We start from the raw sequence: 13,515 nt of genomic DNA on the forward strand, positions 1-13,515 counted from the left end.
ATTAGGCAAGCAGCTTGTCCATGGTAATCGGCAGATCGCGAATACGCTTTCCAGTGGCATGGTAAACCGCGTTACTTATCGCTGCCGCCACCCCTACGATTCCTAGCTCGCCAACCGCTTTGCCGCCCAGTGCACTGGCCTTTAAATCCGGTATACCGACATCGATCGTGACGATTTCAGGGACGTCGGCATTCACTGGAACGACGTAGTCAGCCAAGCTTGCGTTTACGACGCGACCGTCACGCCGGTCAATGTGACCTGCCTCAAACAAGGCTTGACCAAGCCCCATGATCATGCCGCCCATCCACTGGCTCTCGGCAAGCTTAGGGTTGTACACCTTGCCGCTATCGAACGCGGCAACCATACGCTTGACTCTGACCGTACCGAAGTCCTCGTCCACCCGAACCTCGACGAAATGCACGCCCCAGCTATGGGCCGATACTCCACCGCTTGTCGCCGATTGCATCTGGCTAAACCCATGCGCTGCCGCGTCGCGATCAGCCTCCGTAGCGCCTGCCTTGAAAGTGTCCGAGGATATCTCGAATCGATCCTTGCCAAGCGCCTTCAACAGATCTGGCAACGCTATGCCGTCGCCCGGTCTTTGTGAGGGCTTGATGCGTCCGTTCTTGAACACCAAGTTGCCGATATCCATACCGTGAAGCGGCGACTTCGGGTCGGTTGTGGCGAGCCGCAGCAGTTCGTTGCGTGCGACTTTCGCCGCCTTGTACACGGCGCCAGTAAGATTGTTCGCAAGCTGCGAGCCTCCCGCGACGGGTGCACGGGGCAAATCTGTATCGCCAAGGCTTACCTTGACCGAACTCGTCAGAACATCCAGTACCTCGGCGGCGGTCTGCGCAAGGATCGTGTAGGTGCCTGTGCCCAGATCGGTGCCTCCACTACACACCTCGATGCGTCCATCTCGATGGATGATGATCTTGGCTTCTCCGGGGGTACGCCAGACCGGGTAAGTACCTGCTGCCATCCCCCAACCAATCAGCTCGCGACCTTCGCGCATTGAGCGCGGCTGCGGATTCCGGCCGCCCCAACCAAATGCGTTAGCACCGGCGGCATAGCCCTCCCTAAGACGCCGTGTCGACCACGGGATGTTGGCTTTCGGATCTTGAGAGGCCCAATTGCGCAGCCTTAACTCAATGGGATCGAGCCCGACTTCATAGGCCAGTTCATCCATGGCTGTTTCAAGCGCATAGGTGCTGATGTTTTCACCAGGTGCACGCATCCAACCTGGATTGACGGTATTCACCGGAATAATGCTGTGGCGAGCGAGCATATTAGGCGTGGCGTACATAAGCGCCGTCACTGAAGTGCTTGGCTCCAAATGAATATCGTCAATTGCGGTCTCGTTCCAACCCTCATGCACCACCGAGACAAGCACGCCCTGCTTCGTGGCACCCAGCGCCAGTCGTTGGCTGGTGCGAGGCCGACCACCGTACCCAGTGAACGTTTGTGGACGTGTCAGCGACACCTTCAAAGGCCGACCCAATGCCTTAGATGCCGCGCAGGCCATAGCGACATGCGGGTGTGGCGCCACTTTGCAACCAAACCCACCACCGATAAATGGAGAAATAACACGGACGTTTGCCATGTCCACCCCCATCCACTGAGCGATAACATTGCGGGCACCGCCCACCCACTGGCTCGACTCGTATACCGTCAGATTGTCTCCATTCCAATGAGCTATGCACGCATGGGGCTCCATCGGTACGTTGTACTCGCGGGGCGTGGTGTAGACGCCTTCTACCTTGACCGCAGCTGACGCCAGGGCAGATATCGCGTCGCCCCATTTGGCTTGAAGATCATCAGTGGGCTGAGGCTTTGCGCGTGGATCATCCGGGTCAATGATCGCATCGGTTTGCTCATAGCTGACCTTGACCAAGCTCGCGGCCTCAGTGGCTTGTTCGAAGCTTTCAGCAACTACAAAGGCAATATGCTGACCATTCCAGCGCACCAGGTCATCCTGCAAAGGTGTGAAGTTTTCGGTGGCGGCTCCGCCCTTAATAAAAGGTGTGGCTTGCTGAATCGCCAGTCGGTTCAGATGCGTGTAGATGGCAACTACACCGGACGCTTTTTCGGCCAGGCCAGTGTCGATACCAGCGACCCGCCCGGCAGGAATGGTCGATTGCACCGCCACGCCGTACAACATGCCGTCGATGGCATGCTCAATGGCATAGCGCGCTTCACCTCGCACCTTAAGGCCGCCCTCTTGCCTGGGTGCGCGCTCACCAAGAGAGCCATTCGGCTCTTTCTCAATAAGCGGCGCCGCCTCCCCGGTCAACGGGTTGAAGACGAGGCCGGTGTACGCGACAGCAGATCCTGCAGCGGCAGTTTTCAGCAGTGTCCGCCGATCAATTTTCGGGTTGAAGAGATCGTTCATGACAAGCCTCCGACGGTCATCAGTGCTCGCGCGACAACGCGGGGTGCCAGCACTATTTTGAAGGCGTTGTGCTCACGAACTTGAGCACCATCGACGGTATGACGAGCTGCATCACGCAGTACCTTCTCAGTAAACGGCTTACCAATAAGAGCTTGCTCGACCTCACGTGCTCGCCAAGGCTTCGTGCCTACTCCACCCATGGCAATGCGGACATCTTTGATGGTTTGGCCATCGTCTTCAAATTCGACACCGACTGCTGCGCTGGCGGCAGCAAATTCATAGGAAGCGCGATCACGCACCTTGAGGTAATGAGAGCGTTTGAGAGCTGGCACCATGGGGACTTCCACCCCGACAATCATCTCTCCTGCGGCCAGATCATGCTCAATGTCTGGGCGGGCTCCAGGTAACCGATAAAAGTCATCTGCCGCCACTTGGCGATCTATCGCACCACGAATTAAAACTTTGGCATCGAAAGCAACCAATGCCACAGCCAAGTCACCGGGATAGATGGCGATGCAATCATCGCTTACCCCCAGCACGGCATGGTTGCGGTTAATCCCGTTGAGAGCCGCACACCCAGACCCTGGGTTGCGCTTATTGCAGTGGGGGTAGGCCGCAGGATCGCGAAAGTAGGTACACCGGGTACGTTGTAAAAGGTTGCCGCCGATCGAAGCCATATTGCGCAATTGCGGGGAGGCAGCACGCCACAGGGCTTCACTCAGAACGGGCGCCTGGCTCTCGATCTGAGCATGGGTTGCAACATGGCTCATCTTCGCCGAGGCACCAATATGGATCCGCTGAGTGCCGACAATGATATCGCTCAAACCTTGTAGATGGCTGATGTCGACCAAGCGTGCTGGACGCTCAACTCCACACTTCATCAGGTCGAGTAATGTCGTTCCCCCTGCCAGGAAGCGAGTCTCGGGGAGACCAAATTCCTGGAGCGCGGTACTGATATCGTTGGCACGAACGTAATCGAAGGCTCTCATGCCTTGCCCTCCTGCAAACGTGCCGCTGCAGTGCGCACTGCCGTGACGATGTGCGGGTATGCGCCACAGCGGCAGATGTTGCCGCTCATGTACTCACGTATGGCATTGTCCGACCCCGTGTGTCCTTCACGTATGCAAGCAACAGCTGACATGATTTGGCCAGGAGTGCAGTAACCACACTGGAAGGCATCGAACTCCACGAAGGCGGCCTGCACGGCATGTAAAGTGCCGTCAGCCTGAGCTAACCCTTCAATGGTGGTCACGTTACGCCCTTCAACCTGTGCTGCGAGGGTAAGACAGCTCAATACCCGCTCGCCGTCGACATGCACCGTACAAGCCCCGCACTGCCCCTGATCACATCCCTTCTTGGTTCCCGTGAGAGAGGCATGCTCGCGAAGGGCATCCAGTAAAGTGGTACGAGAGTCGAGTTCAAGGGCCCAATGCTCGCCATTGATCGTGAGCTGAAACCTGTTACGGTCTGCCATAGTGGCCTCTCCAATAAAATCCAATAGCGCTTAGCCCGGCGAGTACAAGCGCCAATTCCAGGTTTGAGTATGCTTCGCTAAGGGCCGCGAGAATTGCCTGATCGGCGGGGTTTGTTGCCTGATCCGATGGAGATTTTTTAGGCATGGTGCCCGCAACAAGATGTTACGGAGCAGGCCAATGCTCGAAACAACGAGCGTATGTGCCATCCCCAAAAGCCGGCTCAGCATCGAGTCCGTATGTCGGCGGCAACAATGAAGGTGCGCAAGATCATGGCGCTGGCCTGTAAATCGCTCGCAATCTGGAAGAGATCCGGCTCACCGTCTTTTGCCTTTGCCAAGGCTTCTACACCGTGCTCCCTGGATACCCAGTTGAGCTGCATGTGGACTGCATCCTGCTGCTCGCTCACCTGCACGAGCGCCCCGATAAACCCTGAGTAGGTGCGAGTGAATTGATCTATCCGCGCTGAAAGCACGCTAACTAGCGCTGGAACAATGAGCGGACGGACTACGATTTCAACTGATTGGGTAAATCCAACTGGGTACGGTGAACGACTCATGGATGCTCTCCAACTAAGCTATCCAGCGACAAAAGAGACTATGCGAGGGCCGACATACGCTTCGCTGACTCCCGAATCTATAAGGTCGAGTCAGGAGCGCCGCGAAGATTCAACCAGCCCAGTTTTGCAGCCAATAGGCGTATGGCGTCGGAAGTACAGAGGTTGGGTCCGGGATGTTCAATTTGCGAGCCGCTTGAAATGGCCAATGGGGGTTGGCTAACAGCGTCCGTGCAAAGCAGACCAGGTCGAGCTGACCATCTCGCACGAATCCATCCGCTTCATGGGCGTCAGTGATCATCCAGCTTGCACCTACTGGCAATCCAGTCTCGGCGCGCACACGCTCGGCATATGGCACCATGAAGTTGGGCCCCCATGGCACGGATTCACAAGCTGTTGCGAGCGAGAGAGAACAATCTACAAAGTCCACCCCAGCGTCTTTCAACCATTGAAGAACTTGAATTGACTCCGCCATGGATTCTTCAAGATTGTCTCCGAAATCGACAACACCAAAACGGACAGTTAACGGGAGGTTACTTGGCCATATCTTCTTCACTGCATCGATGGTTTCCAGCAAAAACCGCGCACGATTGGGCAGCGATCCACCGTATTGATCCGAGCGTGTATTGGACTTGGAAGACAGAAAGCTCTGGCCGAGAAAACCGTGTGCAAAGTGCAACTCCAGCCAGTCAAACCCTGCTCTGAAAGCCCGTGATGCGGCGTGCATGAAGTCGTCCTGGGTACGTCGAATCTCGTCTACAGTCATTTCACCAGGTATGTGGGGAGAATCGGGCATGTATGGCAGAGCACTCGGGGCAACGGGCTGCCAAGCCTGCGAGTCAGATTCCGGCAGTGGATGCCCACCAAGCCAAGGTGGGGTACACCCAGCCTTGCGTCCCGCATGACCTAGCTGTATGCCAGGGACAGCTCCGGCGTCCTTGATGGCCAACGCAACGGACGCGAGATTAGCAATGTGAGAGTCGCTCCATATCCCGGCATCTCCGGGAGTGATGCGCCCCCGGGGACAAACAGCGGTAGCCTCTACAATTACCAAACCCGCACCGCCCTTGGCCAAGGTTTCATAATGGGTTTGGTGCCAATCGGACAACAGCCCGTCATGAGCTTGGTACTGACACATCGGCGAAGCCACGATACGGTTGCGCAGCGTGACATCTTTTAAGTGATAGGGTGAAAACAGAGAGGTCATTGATCTATCCACGTCGAAATTGGCTGAGTGGATTATGAAGCTGACAGCCCCTTTTATTTTTGCCTGATAAGAGCGACAAATTGCATTATCTGACGAGCTTCTAAGTGACGCGGTGCCTACACGCCTGATATTTCAAGATGTTCGTAACTACGTATTGCAGTATTTTCCCTGCGCGTCCTCGACCTGTTTTCCCACGGGCAAGAGCGGTTGGTAACGCTACATTCTGGCGACGTGGCTCCGTCGAAAATGATGTCGTGGGAGACACGAGGGCGGACTGCCCATTCCATGGGATGGTTGCCTGTTCCAATTGAAATGCTGTTGATCTAAGCCGCCGGCTTCCGGCAATGATGCTGACGGCGATTCGATTCGTCGTTTTAGGCAATCTTTTACCCAAACCATGCAAACCTTCGCACCTTCTGAACGAGAGAATGGATCGTCCTGGTGACCGGGCGATACGGGGCCCCGGCCAGACCAGACATAAGATCCTCAACCTCTAAGGAAAATCGTATGGCTGACAAAAAGGTTTGGCTCATCACTGGCGCAAGCAGAGGCCTTGGCGTCCATTTGGCTCAAGTGGCTTTGACTGCAGGTCACGCCGTAGTCGCCACCGGACGCGACCCCAAGAAGGTGGAGGCTGCCGTAGGTGCCCACAAAAACCTTCTGACGGTGAAGCTCGATGTCACCAATCCTGAGGATGCAAAGGTAGCTGTAGCAGCTGCTGTCAGCGAGTTTGGCCGGATCGACGTATTGATCAACAACGCCGGCAATTTCTATGCTGGGTTCTTTGAAGAGCTCACGCCCGACCATGTTCGTAGCCAGATCGAAACCGTGCTATTCGGCCCCATGAACGTGACACGTGCGGTATTGCCCGTTTTTCGCAAGCAACGGTCTGGCTTGGTGGTGACCGTATCCTCCACCGCAGGCATCGTCGGCGGCACCTTCTGCAGCGCCTATGCAGCGGGCAAATTCGGGGTCGAGGGATGGATGGAGTCGCTGGCCCCGGAGGTTGAGCAATTTGGCATCAAGACCATGCTGGTCGAGCCTGGCTTCTTTCGTACCGAGCTACTCAGCACTGACTCCACTACCTTCGTAGAGCCGGCAATCGAAGATTACGTGGAAAAGACGCTTGAAACCGTCAAAGCCTTAAGCAGCCTGAGCGGTACGCAAAGTGGAGACCCTGCGAAACTGGCAGTCGCCATTGTTCAGCTTGCCAGTAGCGAAGCCCCGCCAGCTCGATTCATTGCTGGCGCAGATGCAGCCGAGGCTACCGAAAACAAGGCTAAGGTGCTTCTCCAGCAAGTGGACGCCTATCGTTCACTGTCATCCTCACTGGCACACGATGATGCCTGATCTGAAGTAGCCAGAGTGCAACAGCCGTTCAGCGCGAGGGGGAGCTCGTCGTAGCCGCTGCATTGCAGGTGGTTGACGGTTTCTCGGCGCATAGAGGTGCGCCCCGCGAACAACTCCAGAAGTTTATCCATGGACAGCAATAAGCCAGCATCCGATCAGGGAGAATTTTCCAAGCTGAAAGTGCACGGCATACGAATGTCTGACATGCATATGCAGCAGATTGATCCAAACTGAGCCGTCGTAGCTTGTTGCCATTTGCCTGGGTTTAGCAACGGTAACGGTGTGAGAAAGAGCTGCGCCAAGGCTCGGAGAGTTGCCGGCGGCGCAAATTTGTTTATCTAATAAAAAGGGTCCTCGAACGGCTAATGCCAGTCAGTTAACTGACTGGCACACCGTAACGCGTATCGGCCAGTTGTAGCGTTCCCTTATAGGTAGTGGCAATCAATTTCCGATTGACACTCCAAAGAAACCTGACGAAATGCAGGATTAATGCAACAACGAGCGGCGCCTCGCATAGGCGAAGTAGATCACCAGGCCAATTGCCAACCACGCCCCAAATGCCAGCCAGGTCGTCTGCTTGAGGAAGGTCATCAAGGTTACGCAGAACGCGATGGCGAGCAACGGAACAACGGGCACGCCAGGGCATCTGAATGCGCGAGGGAGATCGGGTCGGGTCTTGCGCAATACGATCACTGCCACCGAGATCAGACTGAATGCGGCCAACGTACCGATGTTGATCAGCTCGGCGAGGACGTTCAGCGGAATCAGGGCCGAGATCAGCCCGAAGACTATTCCGACCATCCAGGTGGCGAAAAATGGGGTGCCAAATCGTGGATGAACCCTGGAAAGGCGCTGGGGAAGCAGTCCGTCGCGCGACATCGCGTAGATGATCCTGGTTTGACCGTAAGCCATAACCAGAATGACGGTCGTCATGCCAACGATTGCGCCTAAATCAACGAACCCGGCAACCCAGCTTTCACCGGCATATTGCAACGCCAATGAGACCGGATGATCAACGCCAAGGAATTGGGCATAGGGCACGATGCCGGTCATGATCATTGAAACGGCAACGTACAACACCGCACAAACGGCCAAGGAACCGATAATACCGATGGGGAGGTCACGCGCCGGTTTTTTCACTTCTTCGGCGGCAGAGGAAACCGCATCGAAACCAATAAAAGCAAAAAAAACCAAGGCCGAAGCACTCAAAATGCCACTGGTACCAAAGGGAGCGAAAGGTTGCCAGTTAGCCGGCTGAACATGTCGCACACCCACGGCGATGAAGAGCAGCACCACGGCGATTTTGATGATCACCATCACGTTGTTTACGCGCGCGGACTCCTTGATGCCCATGGAAAGCATCCAGGTGATTGCCAGCATAATCACCAGCGCGGGTAGGTTGAACCAGGTTTCCACACCGGGCAAAGAGCCTGGAGCCGCCGTAAGCACAACCGGAAGACTCAGCCCAAATCCGCTCAGCAGGGACTGGAAGTAACCCGACCACCCAACAGACACAGCCGAACTGGCCAGTCCGTATTCGAGCATCAGATCCCAGCCGATCATCCAGGCCACCAACTCTCCCAGCGTCGCGTAGCTATAGGTGTAAATCGAGCCTGCTACCGGTACAGATGAAGCGAACTCGGCATAACAGAGCGCTGCAAATGCACAGGCCAACGCCGCTATCAGGAATGAAACCGTGAGGGCCGGTCCCGCAGTCAATGCGCCGGTTCCGGTCAATACAAAGATGCCCGTCCCCACGATTGCACCGATACCAATCAAGACCAGATCCATCGGCCCCAGCACTTTTTTCAACCCGGCAGGAGCTCGGGCAGCAGCAATCATTGCGTCCAGGTCTTTTGTTCTGAAAATGCTCAATATTGCCTCCGTTGTTACTTATTTTTGTTGTCAGAGCCAGTGGCTTGGGTGTCGGAAACGACAAGAAATTGTATTTCAGCGCCTCGAAAATTAGCTTCGAAACGGGTCTGTATTTAATTTTTTTTCAGACGTTAATTATCCAAAATGTTTTCTTTATGTAATTTTCTTTCTAATATTTTTAGGTTCTAGAAATGGATGTTTGATCAAGGACCTGCGGGATGGGGCCAATCGCCCTACCGCGTACTCATTGTTAAAGGGAGAGAACACATGGCGGAAATGGATAAGGTTGATCGTTCGATTCTGGAAATTCTGCAAATGAATGGTCGCCTGACGAACGCCGAGATCGCCGTTCGTGTTTGCCTGTCAGCGCCAGCCTGCTGGAAGCGCCTGAAGCGCCTGGAAGAGGAAGTGATTGTCGGGTATCACGCGCACTTGAACCCAAAGACCATGGGGCTGGGACTTTTTGCTTTCATCAGCGTCACCCTCGATAGTCACTCCGAGGACGCCATGGAGCATTTCGAAGCGGGCGTTCTGGCGCTGCCCAACATTATTGCCTGTCACAAAGTGTCGGGGAAATACGACTACCTCTTGCAGGTAGTCGTCAAAGACATGGAGGCATTCCATGAACTCGCCATGCATCGCATACGTACGCTCGGCAATATCAAGGAAATGTACACCGGGTTTTCGCTCAAGGAGATCAAGCACTGCAATACCTTGCCACTGTAAGTGCCTGGACTTGCCCCTTATTCAGGACAAGTCAAGCACTACAAAAAAGCCCTCAATTTCGAGTCGCACATGCTGAACCGGCCATCGGCGGGCGTCCCGTGGGACCGAGTCATCGTTCATCGCAGGCAAGCCTGCTCCCACAGGGAACGCATGTGAACAGCAATATTGTGTTCGGCGCATAACCTGTGGGAGCTGGCTTGCCTGCGATGGCGGCGGCACTACCAGCAGATGTCTTCTAGTCTGAAACAAGCAAATTCAGCCACCGGAGATCACCATGCATCTCGAAGGCTCCTGCCATTGCGGCGCGGTGTCGTTCAGCCTGACCAGCGCCCACCCCTACCCTTATCAACGCTGCTATTGCTCGATTTGCCGCAAGACCCAGGGCGGTGGCGGGTATGCGATCAATATTGCCGGTGATGCCAACAGCCTGAAAGTACGCGGGCGCAAGAACGTCGCTATCTATCATGCACTGCTCAAGGGCGAAGGCGAGCAGCGTGCCCACCGCAGCAGCGCCGAGCGGCATTTCTGCTCGGTTTGTGGCTCAGGTTTGTGGCTGTTCAGCCCCGAATGGCCGGAGCTGATCCATCCGTTTGCGTCGGCCATCGACACGCCGCTGCCGATACCGCCGGAACACACGCATCTGTCACTCGATTCCAAAGCACCCTGGGTGGAAGTTGATATCCAGCCTGGCGATAAACAATTTGATGAGTATCCGCAAGAATCCATCGCTGACTGGCATGAGCGCCTGGGGTTGAGTCGCTAGGCCCTTTCACAGTCTTTGACAGTTTCCCGACAAAGCTGCCAAAGACTGCGAATCGGCAGCTACCTAGCATGGGCATCCAATTTCCCCAAGGGTGCTCCCATGTTCCGTTCGTTGTGTCTGTCATTGACTTCTTGTTGCCTGCTCCTGCCCTTCGACTCAGCGCATGCCGAAGACTGGCGCTACAGCCTGCGCGCCGGTGCCGCCAGCGCACCGCGTTACAGCGGCAGCAAAGAACAAGTGGTGGCGCCGCTGGTTGGCGGTGAGATCGTCAGCCCTTATGGAATATTTATCGACACCGAAAAGGGGCTGGGCTGGGCCTTGGACAATGATGATTTCGGCCTCAGCGTGCACATCGGCGCCAGTGACGTGCGCAAGGATCGAAAAACCGGTTTCAAGGGCTCGGACGAGCTCAACGGCATGGGCTCGATCAAGTCGCGCCCGGTGCTGGGCCTTGATGGGACGTATCACATGGGCCCGATCATTCTCGGTGCGGAATTTGAGCATGCGCTGGAAAAGGACGATGACGACCATGACACTGGTTCGGCCTGGAACCGCTTGAAATTGAGCATCAGCGCACCCTTCTATGACGGCAATTACGGCAAGGTGGTGGGCAGCCTCAATAGTCAGTTTGGTGATGGCGACTATGTGCGCACCTGGTATGGCGTCAGTACGGCGCAGGCGTCGCGCAGTCAGTTCAAGGCCCATGACACTCGTGGCGGATTGGTCAGTCGCGGGGCGGATCTGACCTGGTCATTGCCGCTTGATGAGCAGTGGAGTGTTTCGACGGTGCTGGCGGTGCAGTATCTGGCGGGTGACGCGGCGGACAGTCCGATTGTCGAGCGGCGGATGCAGACTTCAATGGCTGCGCAGGTGCAGTACACCTTTTAAGCTGTTGTGTGGCTGATGGCCTCTTCCCGGGCAAGCCTCGCTCCTACAGGATTAGCGCAAATCCTGTAGGAGCGAGGCTTGCCCGCGAAGGCGTCCTGCAGAATTACACAATTAATCCAGATGCGCCCACGTCATGCGAAACGACGCCCCGCCCCACGGCGAGTCCGCCACTTCCACTTGCCCGCCATGGGACTGCGATACACGCCTGACCAGTGCCAGACCCAGGCCGAAACCACCGGTTCGTCGGTCACGGCTGGCGTCGAGGCGCGAGAAGGGCTCGAAGATTTTCTCGCGACCGTGCAACGGCACGCCCGGACCGTCGTCGTTGACCCGGACTTCGTAGTGGTCACCGTTACGCACCAGCGACACCTCGACCCGGTCCTTGGCATAACGTATGGCATTGCGCAGCAGGTTGATCACCGCCCGCGCCATGAAGCGCGGCTCGATGCGAACCTCATCAACCTGACACTCGACAATCAGCAATTGCACCCCGGCCGCTTCAGCCTCAAGGGCCACACTGCCAACCACGCTGTCGAGCCAGCTCGGCGCCTGAATGTTTTCCCGGGTGATGACCGTAGCCCCGCGCTCCAGGCTCGCATAGGTCAGCAGTTCCGAAACCATTTCTTCCAGCTCGCCGAGGTCGGCGTACATGTCAGCAATCAACTCGCGGTTCTGGCTCGGGTCAGGTTGCTGCTTGAGTTGGTCGAGTTCGAATGACAGCCGCGCAATCGGTGTGCGCAGCTCGTGGGATACCGCGTTGGTCAATTCCCGCTGGTTGGCGATCAAGCCTTCGATGCGCGCCGCCATCAGGTTGAAGTGTTCGGCGAGGTCGCGGATGTTCGAGCGTTTTGACAGCTGGATGCGCGCCGACAGGTCGTTGTCACCAAAACGTTCGGCCGCCAGACGTAGTTTCTCCAGATCGCGCCAGTGCGGCCGCACCCAGAAAAACAGCACGACACCGATCAAACCGGCCAGCATCACGTACGCGCCGGCAATGTAGAACGGCATCAGGCTCGGTTCGGCCGGCAACTTGATGCTCAGCAGTTGGGTTCCGCCGTCGATCGAGCAGATGAACTGCGTGTAGTTTTGCCGGATCACCAGCGTTCCTTCGGCCAACAAGGCCTTTTCCTGATCATCGAGGTCCATTTCACCGGACTGCACCAGATTCAGGCCCAAGCCGTAATGCGGGCGCAGCTTTAGCAATTGCTTCTCCCGCCCGGGGCCGTCGAGCTCACGCAACTGCTCCACCAGCGACCAGGCCTGCCCCGAACCGCCTCTCGGTTATACGCCTGCATCTGGTTATCGAGCAGCGCGTTGAAGGTGTGTTCGACAGTCTGCAATGCCAGCACCAATCCCACCGCCAGCACCAGGTACAACCCCAAAAATAGCCGCAGCATTTACAACTCCCACGCAAACGGATTGAACAGATAACCCTTGCCCCAGATGGTCTTGATGCACACCGGCTCGCGGGGGTTGTCTTTCAACTTGCCGCGCAACTTGCTGATGTAGACATCCACACTGCGGTTGAGGCCGTCGAAGGCAATGCCACGCATGCGGTTGAGAATGTCATCGCGGGACAGGGTCTTGCCAGCGGAGCTGGCCAGCAGCCACAGCAGTTCGAATTCCATGGTGGTCAACTCGATGCCCTCGCCCGCCAGCCGCACTTCGCGGCAGCTGCGGTCGATGCTCAGGTGGCCGAACTCCAGAGCGTTGCTCACACCACTATCCGGGGTTTGCCGACGCTGCAATGCACGCAGGCGTGCCAGCAGCACCGGAGGTTTGATCGGTTTGATCACGTAGTCGTCAGCCCCGGATTCAAGGCCGAGAATATGATCGAGGTCGTCTTCCTTCGCCGTGAGGATAACGATCGGTGTATCGGATACGCTGCGGATCTCGCGACAAACGTGCAGGCCGCTCTGGCCCGGCAGCATAAGATCGAGTACTACGATATTCGGTTTGAAATCGAGGAACACGGCCAGCGCGAGGTCGCCACGGTGTACTTGCTTCACCTCGAAGCCGTGTTGCGACAGGAAATGCGCGATCAACCCGGCGAGCTTTTCGTCGTCCTCCACCAACAGTACTTTGCCAAAACCGAGGTTTTCCATAACGAATGTTTGCAACCCTTGAGTGAATGGGCCGCATTATGCCGCCAATTAGTGCCGGGACGGGTAAGGCGGGCAGCAAAAACCGGCCGCGAAGGCCGGTTTTCAGTAACCTTTCATTTTCTTAAGAGTTTTTAACATTTGCATCGTATTGATTCGCGAGGGCAAGTTCCTTGAAATAGAC

At 56.3% G+C, this 13,515-nt stretch carries 11 protein-coding genes and 1 pseudogene; 4 read left to right on the forward strand and 8 right to left on the reverse strand.

Annotated features, from left to right (window positions below; all coding sequences use genetic code 11):
* Position 1 precedes the first annotated feature (1 nt).
* From CES87_RS28205 to CES87_RS28225, 5 genes are all read right to left on the reverse strand, one after another.
* Positions 2–2,392 carry a xanthine dehydrogenase family protein molybdopterin-binding subunit gene (locus CES87_RS28205; protein ID WP_128608680.1) on the reverse strand — a complete coding sequence of 797 codons (2,391 nt, stop codon included), beginning with the start codon at positions 2,390–2,392 and terminating at the stop codon, positions 2–4.
* A complete protein-coding gene (locus CES87_RS28210) occupies positions 2,389–3,381 on the reverse strand; it encodes a xanthine dehydrogenase family protein subunit M (RefSeq protein WP_128608681.1) in 993 nt (330 codons plus the stop codon). The genes CES87_RS28205 and CES87_RS28210 overlap by 4 nt, the downstream gene beginning before the upstream one ends.
* Positions 3,378–3,866: a (2Fe-2S)-binding protein gene (locus CES87_RS28215; protein ID WP_128608682.1), complete on the reverse strand. Its 489-nt coding sequence runs from the start codon at positions 3,864–3,866 to the stop codon at positions 3,378–3,380. Before CES87_RS28215 ends, CES87_RS28210 begins: the two co-directional genes overlap by 4 nt.
* Positions 3,867–4,087: 221 nt before the next feature.
* Complete coding sequence (locus CES87_RS28220) at positions 4,088–4,423, reverse strand: antibiotic biosynthesis monooxygenase (protein ID WP_128608683.1); 336 nt, start codon at positions 4,421–4,423, stop codon at positions 4,088–4,090.
* Positions 4,424–4,532: 109 nt separating this feature from the next.
* Positions 4,533–5,627 (reverse strand): NADH:flavin oxidoreductase/NADH oxidase, encoded by a 1,095-nt coding sequence (locus CES87_RS28225; RefSeq protein WP_128608684.1) that lies wholly within the window; start codon positions 5,625–5,627, stop codon positions 4,533–4,535.
* 507 nt (positions 5,628–6,134) lie between these two features.
* Between CES87_RS28225 and CES87_RS28230 the strand changes: the two genes are divergently transcribed.
* Positions 6,135–6,977, forward strand: a complete 843-nt coding sequence (locus CES87_RS28230; protein WP_128608685.1) for an SDR family oxidoreductase — start codon at positions 6,135–6,137, stop codon at positions 6,975–6,977.
* A 486-nt stretch (positions 6,978–7,463) separates the two neighbouring features.
* Here CES87_RS28230 and CES87_RS28235 read toward each other — a convergent pair whose 3' ends face one another.
* Positions 7,464–8,852, reverse strand: coding sequence for an amino acid permease (locus CES87_RS28235; RefSeq protein ID WP_128608686.1), 1,389 nt, complete (start codon positions 8,850–8,852; stop codon positions 7,464–7,466).
* A 267-nt stretch (positions 8,853–9,119) separates the two neighbouring features.
* Here CES87_RS28235 and CES87_RS28240 point away from each other — a divergent pair, with 267 nt between their 5' ends.
* The 3 genes from CES87_RS28240 (at position 9,120) to CES87_RS28250 (ending at position 11,229) form a co-directional block, all read left to right on the forward strand.
* The gene (locus tag CES87_RS28240) at positions 9,120–9,578 is read left to right on the forward strand and encodes an Lrp/AsnC family transcriptional regulator (RefSeq protein ID WP_030131065.1); all 459 of its coding nucleotides are present in this window, start codon (positions 9,120–9,122) and stop codon (positions 9,576–9,578) included.
* 274 nt (positions 9,579–9,852) lie between these two features.
* Positions 9,853–10,341, forward strand: a complete 489-nt coding sequence (locus CES87_RS28245; RefSeq protein WP_128608687.1) for a GFA family protein — start codon at positions 9,853–9,855, stop codon at positions 10,339–10,341.
* 99 nt (positions 10,342–10,440) lie between these two features.
* Positions 10,441–11,229 carry a MipA/OmpV family protein gene (locus CES87_RS28250; RefSeq protein ID WP_128608688.1) on the forward strand — a complete coding sequence of 263 codons (789 nt, stop codon included), beginning with the start codon at positions 10,441–10,443 and terminating at the stop codon, positions 11,227–11,229.
* A gap of 111 nt (positions 11,230–11,340) precedes the next feature.
* Here the strand turns inward: CES87_RS28250 and CES87_RS28255 are convergent.
* Positions 11,341–12,626, reverse strand: a pseudogene (locus CES87_RS28255) (ATP-binding protein).
* On the reverse strand, positions 12,627–13,334 hold the full coding sequence (locus CES87_RS28260) for a winged helix-turn-helix domain-containing protein (protein WP_128608689.1): 708 nt from the start codon (positions 13,332–13,334) through the stop codon (positions 12,627–12,629).
* Between the last annotated feature and the right edge of the window lie 181 nt (positions 13,335–13,515).

Source organism: Pseudomonas sp. ERMR1:02 (assembly GCF_002277815.1).
In the GTDB taxonomy this organism is placed as follows: Bacteria; Pseudomonadota; Gammaproteobacteria; order Pseudomonadales; family Pseudomonadaceae; genus Aquipseudomonas.

Coding starts and splice junctions, on each gene's coding strand:
- CES87_RS28205 (WP_128608680.1), bottom strand. CDS start 2,392: ATGAACGATCTCTTCAACCCGAAAATTGATCGGCGGACACTGCTGAAA.
- CES87_RS28210 (WP_128608681.1), bottom strand. CDS start 3,381: ATGAGAGCCTTCGATTACGTTCGTGCCAACGATATCAGTACCGCGCTC.
- CES87_RS28215 (WP_128608682.1), bottom strand. CDS start 3,866: ATGGCAGACCGTAACAGGTTTCAGCTCACGATCAATGGCGAGCATTGG.
- CES87_RS28220 (WP_128608683.1), bottom strand. CDS start 4,423: ATGAGTCGTTCACCGTACCCAGTTGGATTTACCCAATCAGTTGAAATC.
- CES87_RS28225 (WP_128608684.1), bottom strand. CDS start 5,627: ATGACCTCTCTGTTTTCACCCTATCACTTAAAAGATGTCACGCTGCGC.
- CES87_RS28230 (WP_128608685.1), top strand. CDS start 6,135: ATGGCTGACAAAAAGGTTTGGCTCATCACTGGCGCAAGCAGAGGCCTT.
- CES87_RS28240 (WP_030131065.1), top strand. CDS start 9,120: ATGGCGGAAATGGATAAGGTTGATCGTTCGATTCTGGAAATTCTGCAA.
- CES87_RS28245 (WP_128608687.1), top strand. CDS start 9,853: ATGCATCTCGAAGGCTCCTGCCATTGCGGCGCGGTGTCGTTCAGCCTG.
- CES87_RS28250 (WP_128608688.1), top strand. CDS start 10,441: ATGTTCCGTTCGTTGTGTCTGTCATTGACTTCTTGTTGCCTGCTCCTG.
- CES87_RS28260 (WP_128608689.1), bottom strand. CDS start 13,334: ATGGAAAACCTCGGTTTTGGCAAAGTACTGTTGGTGGAGGACGACGAA.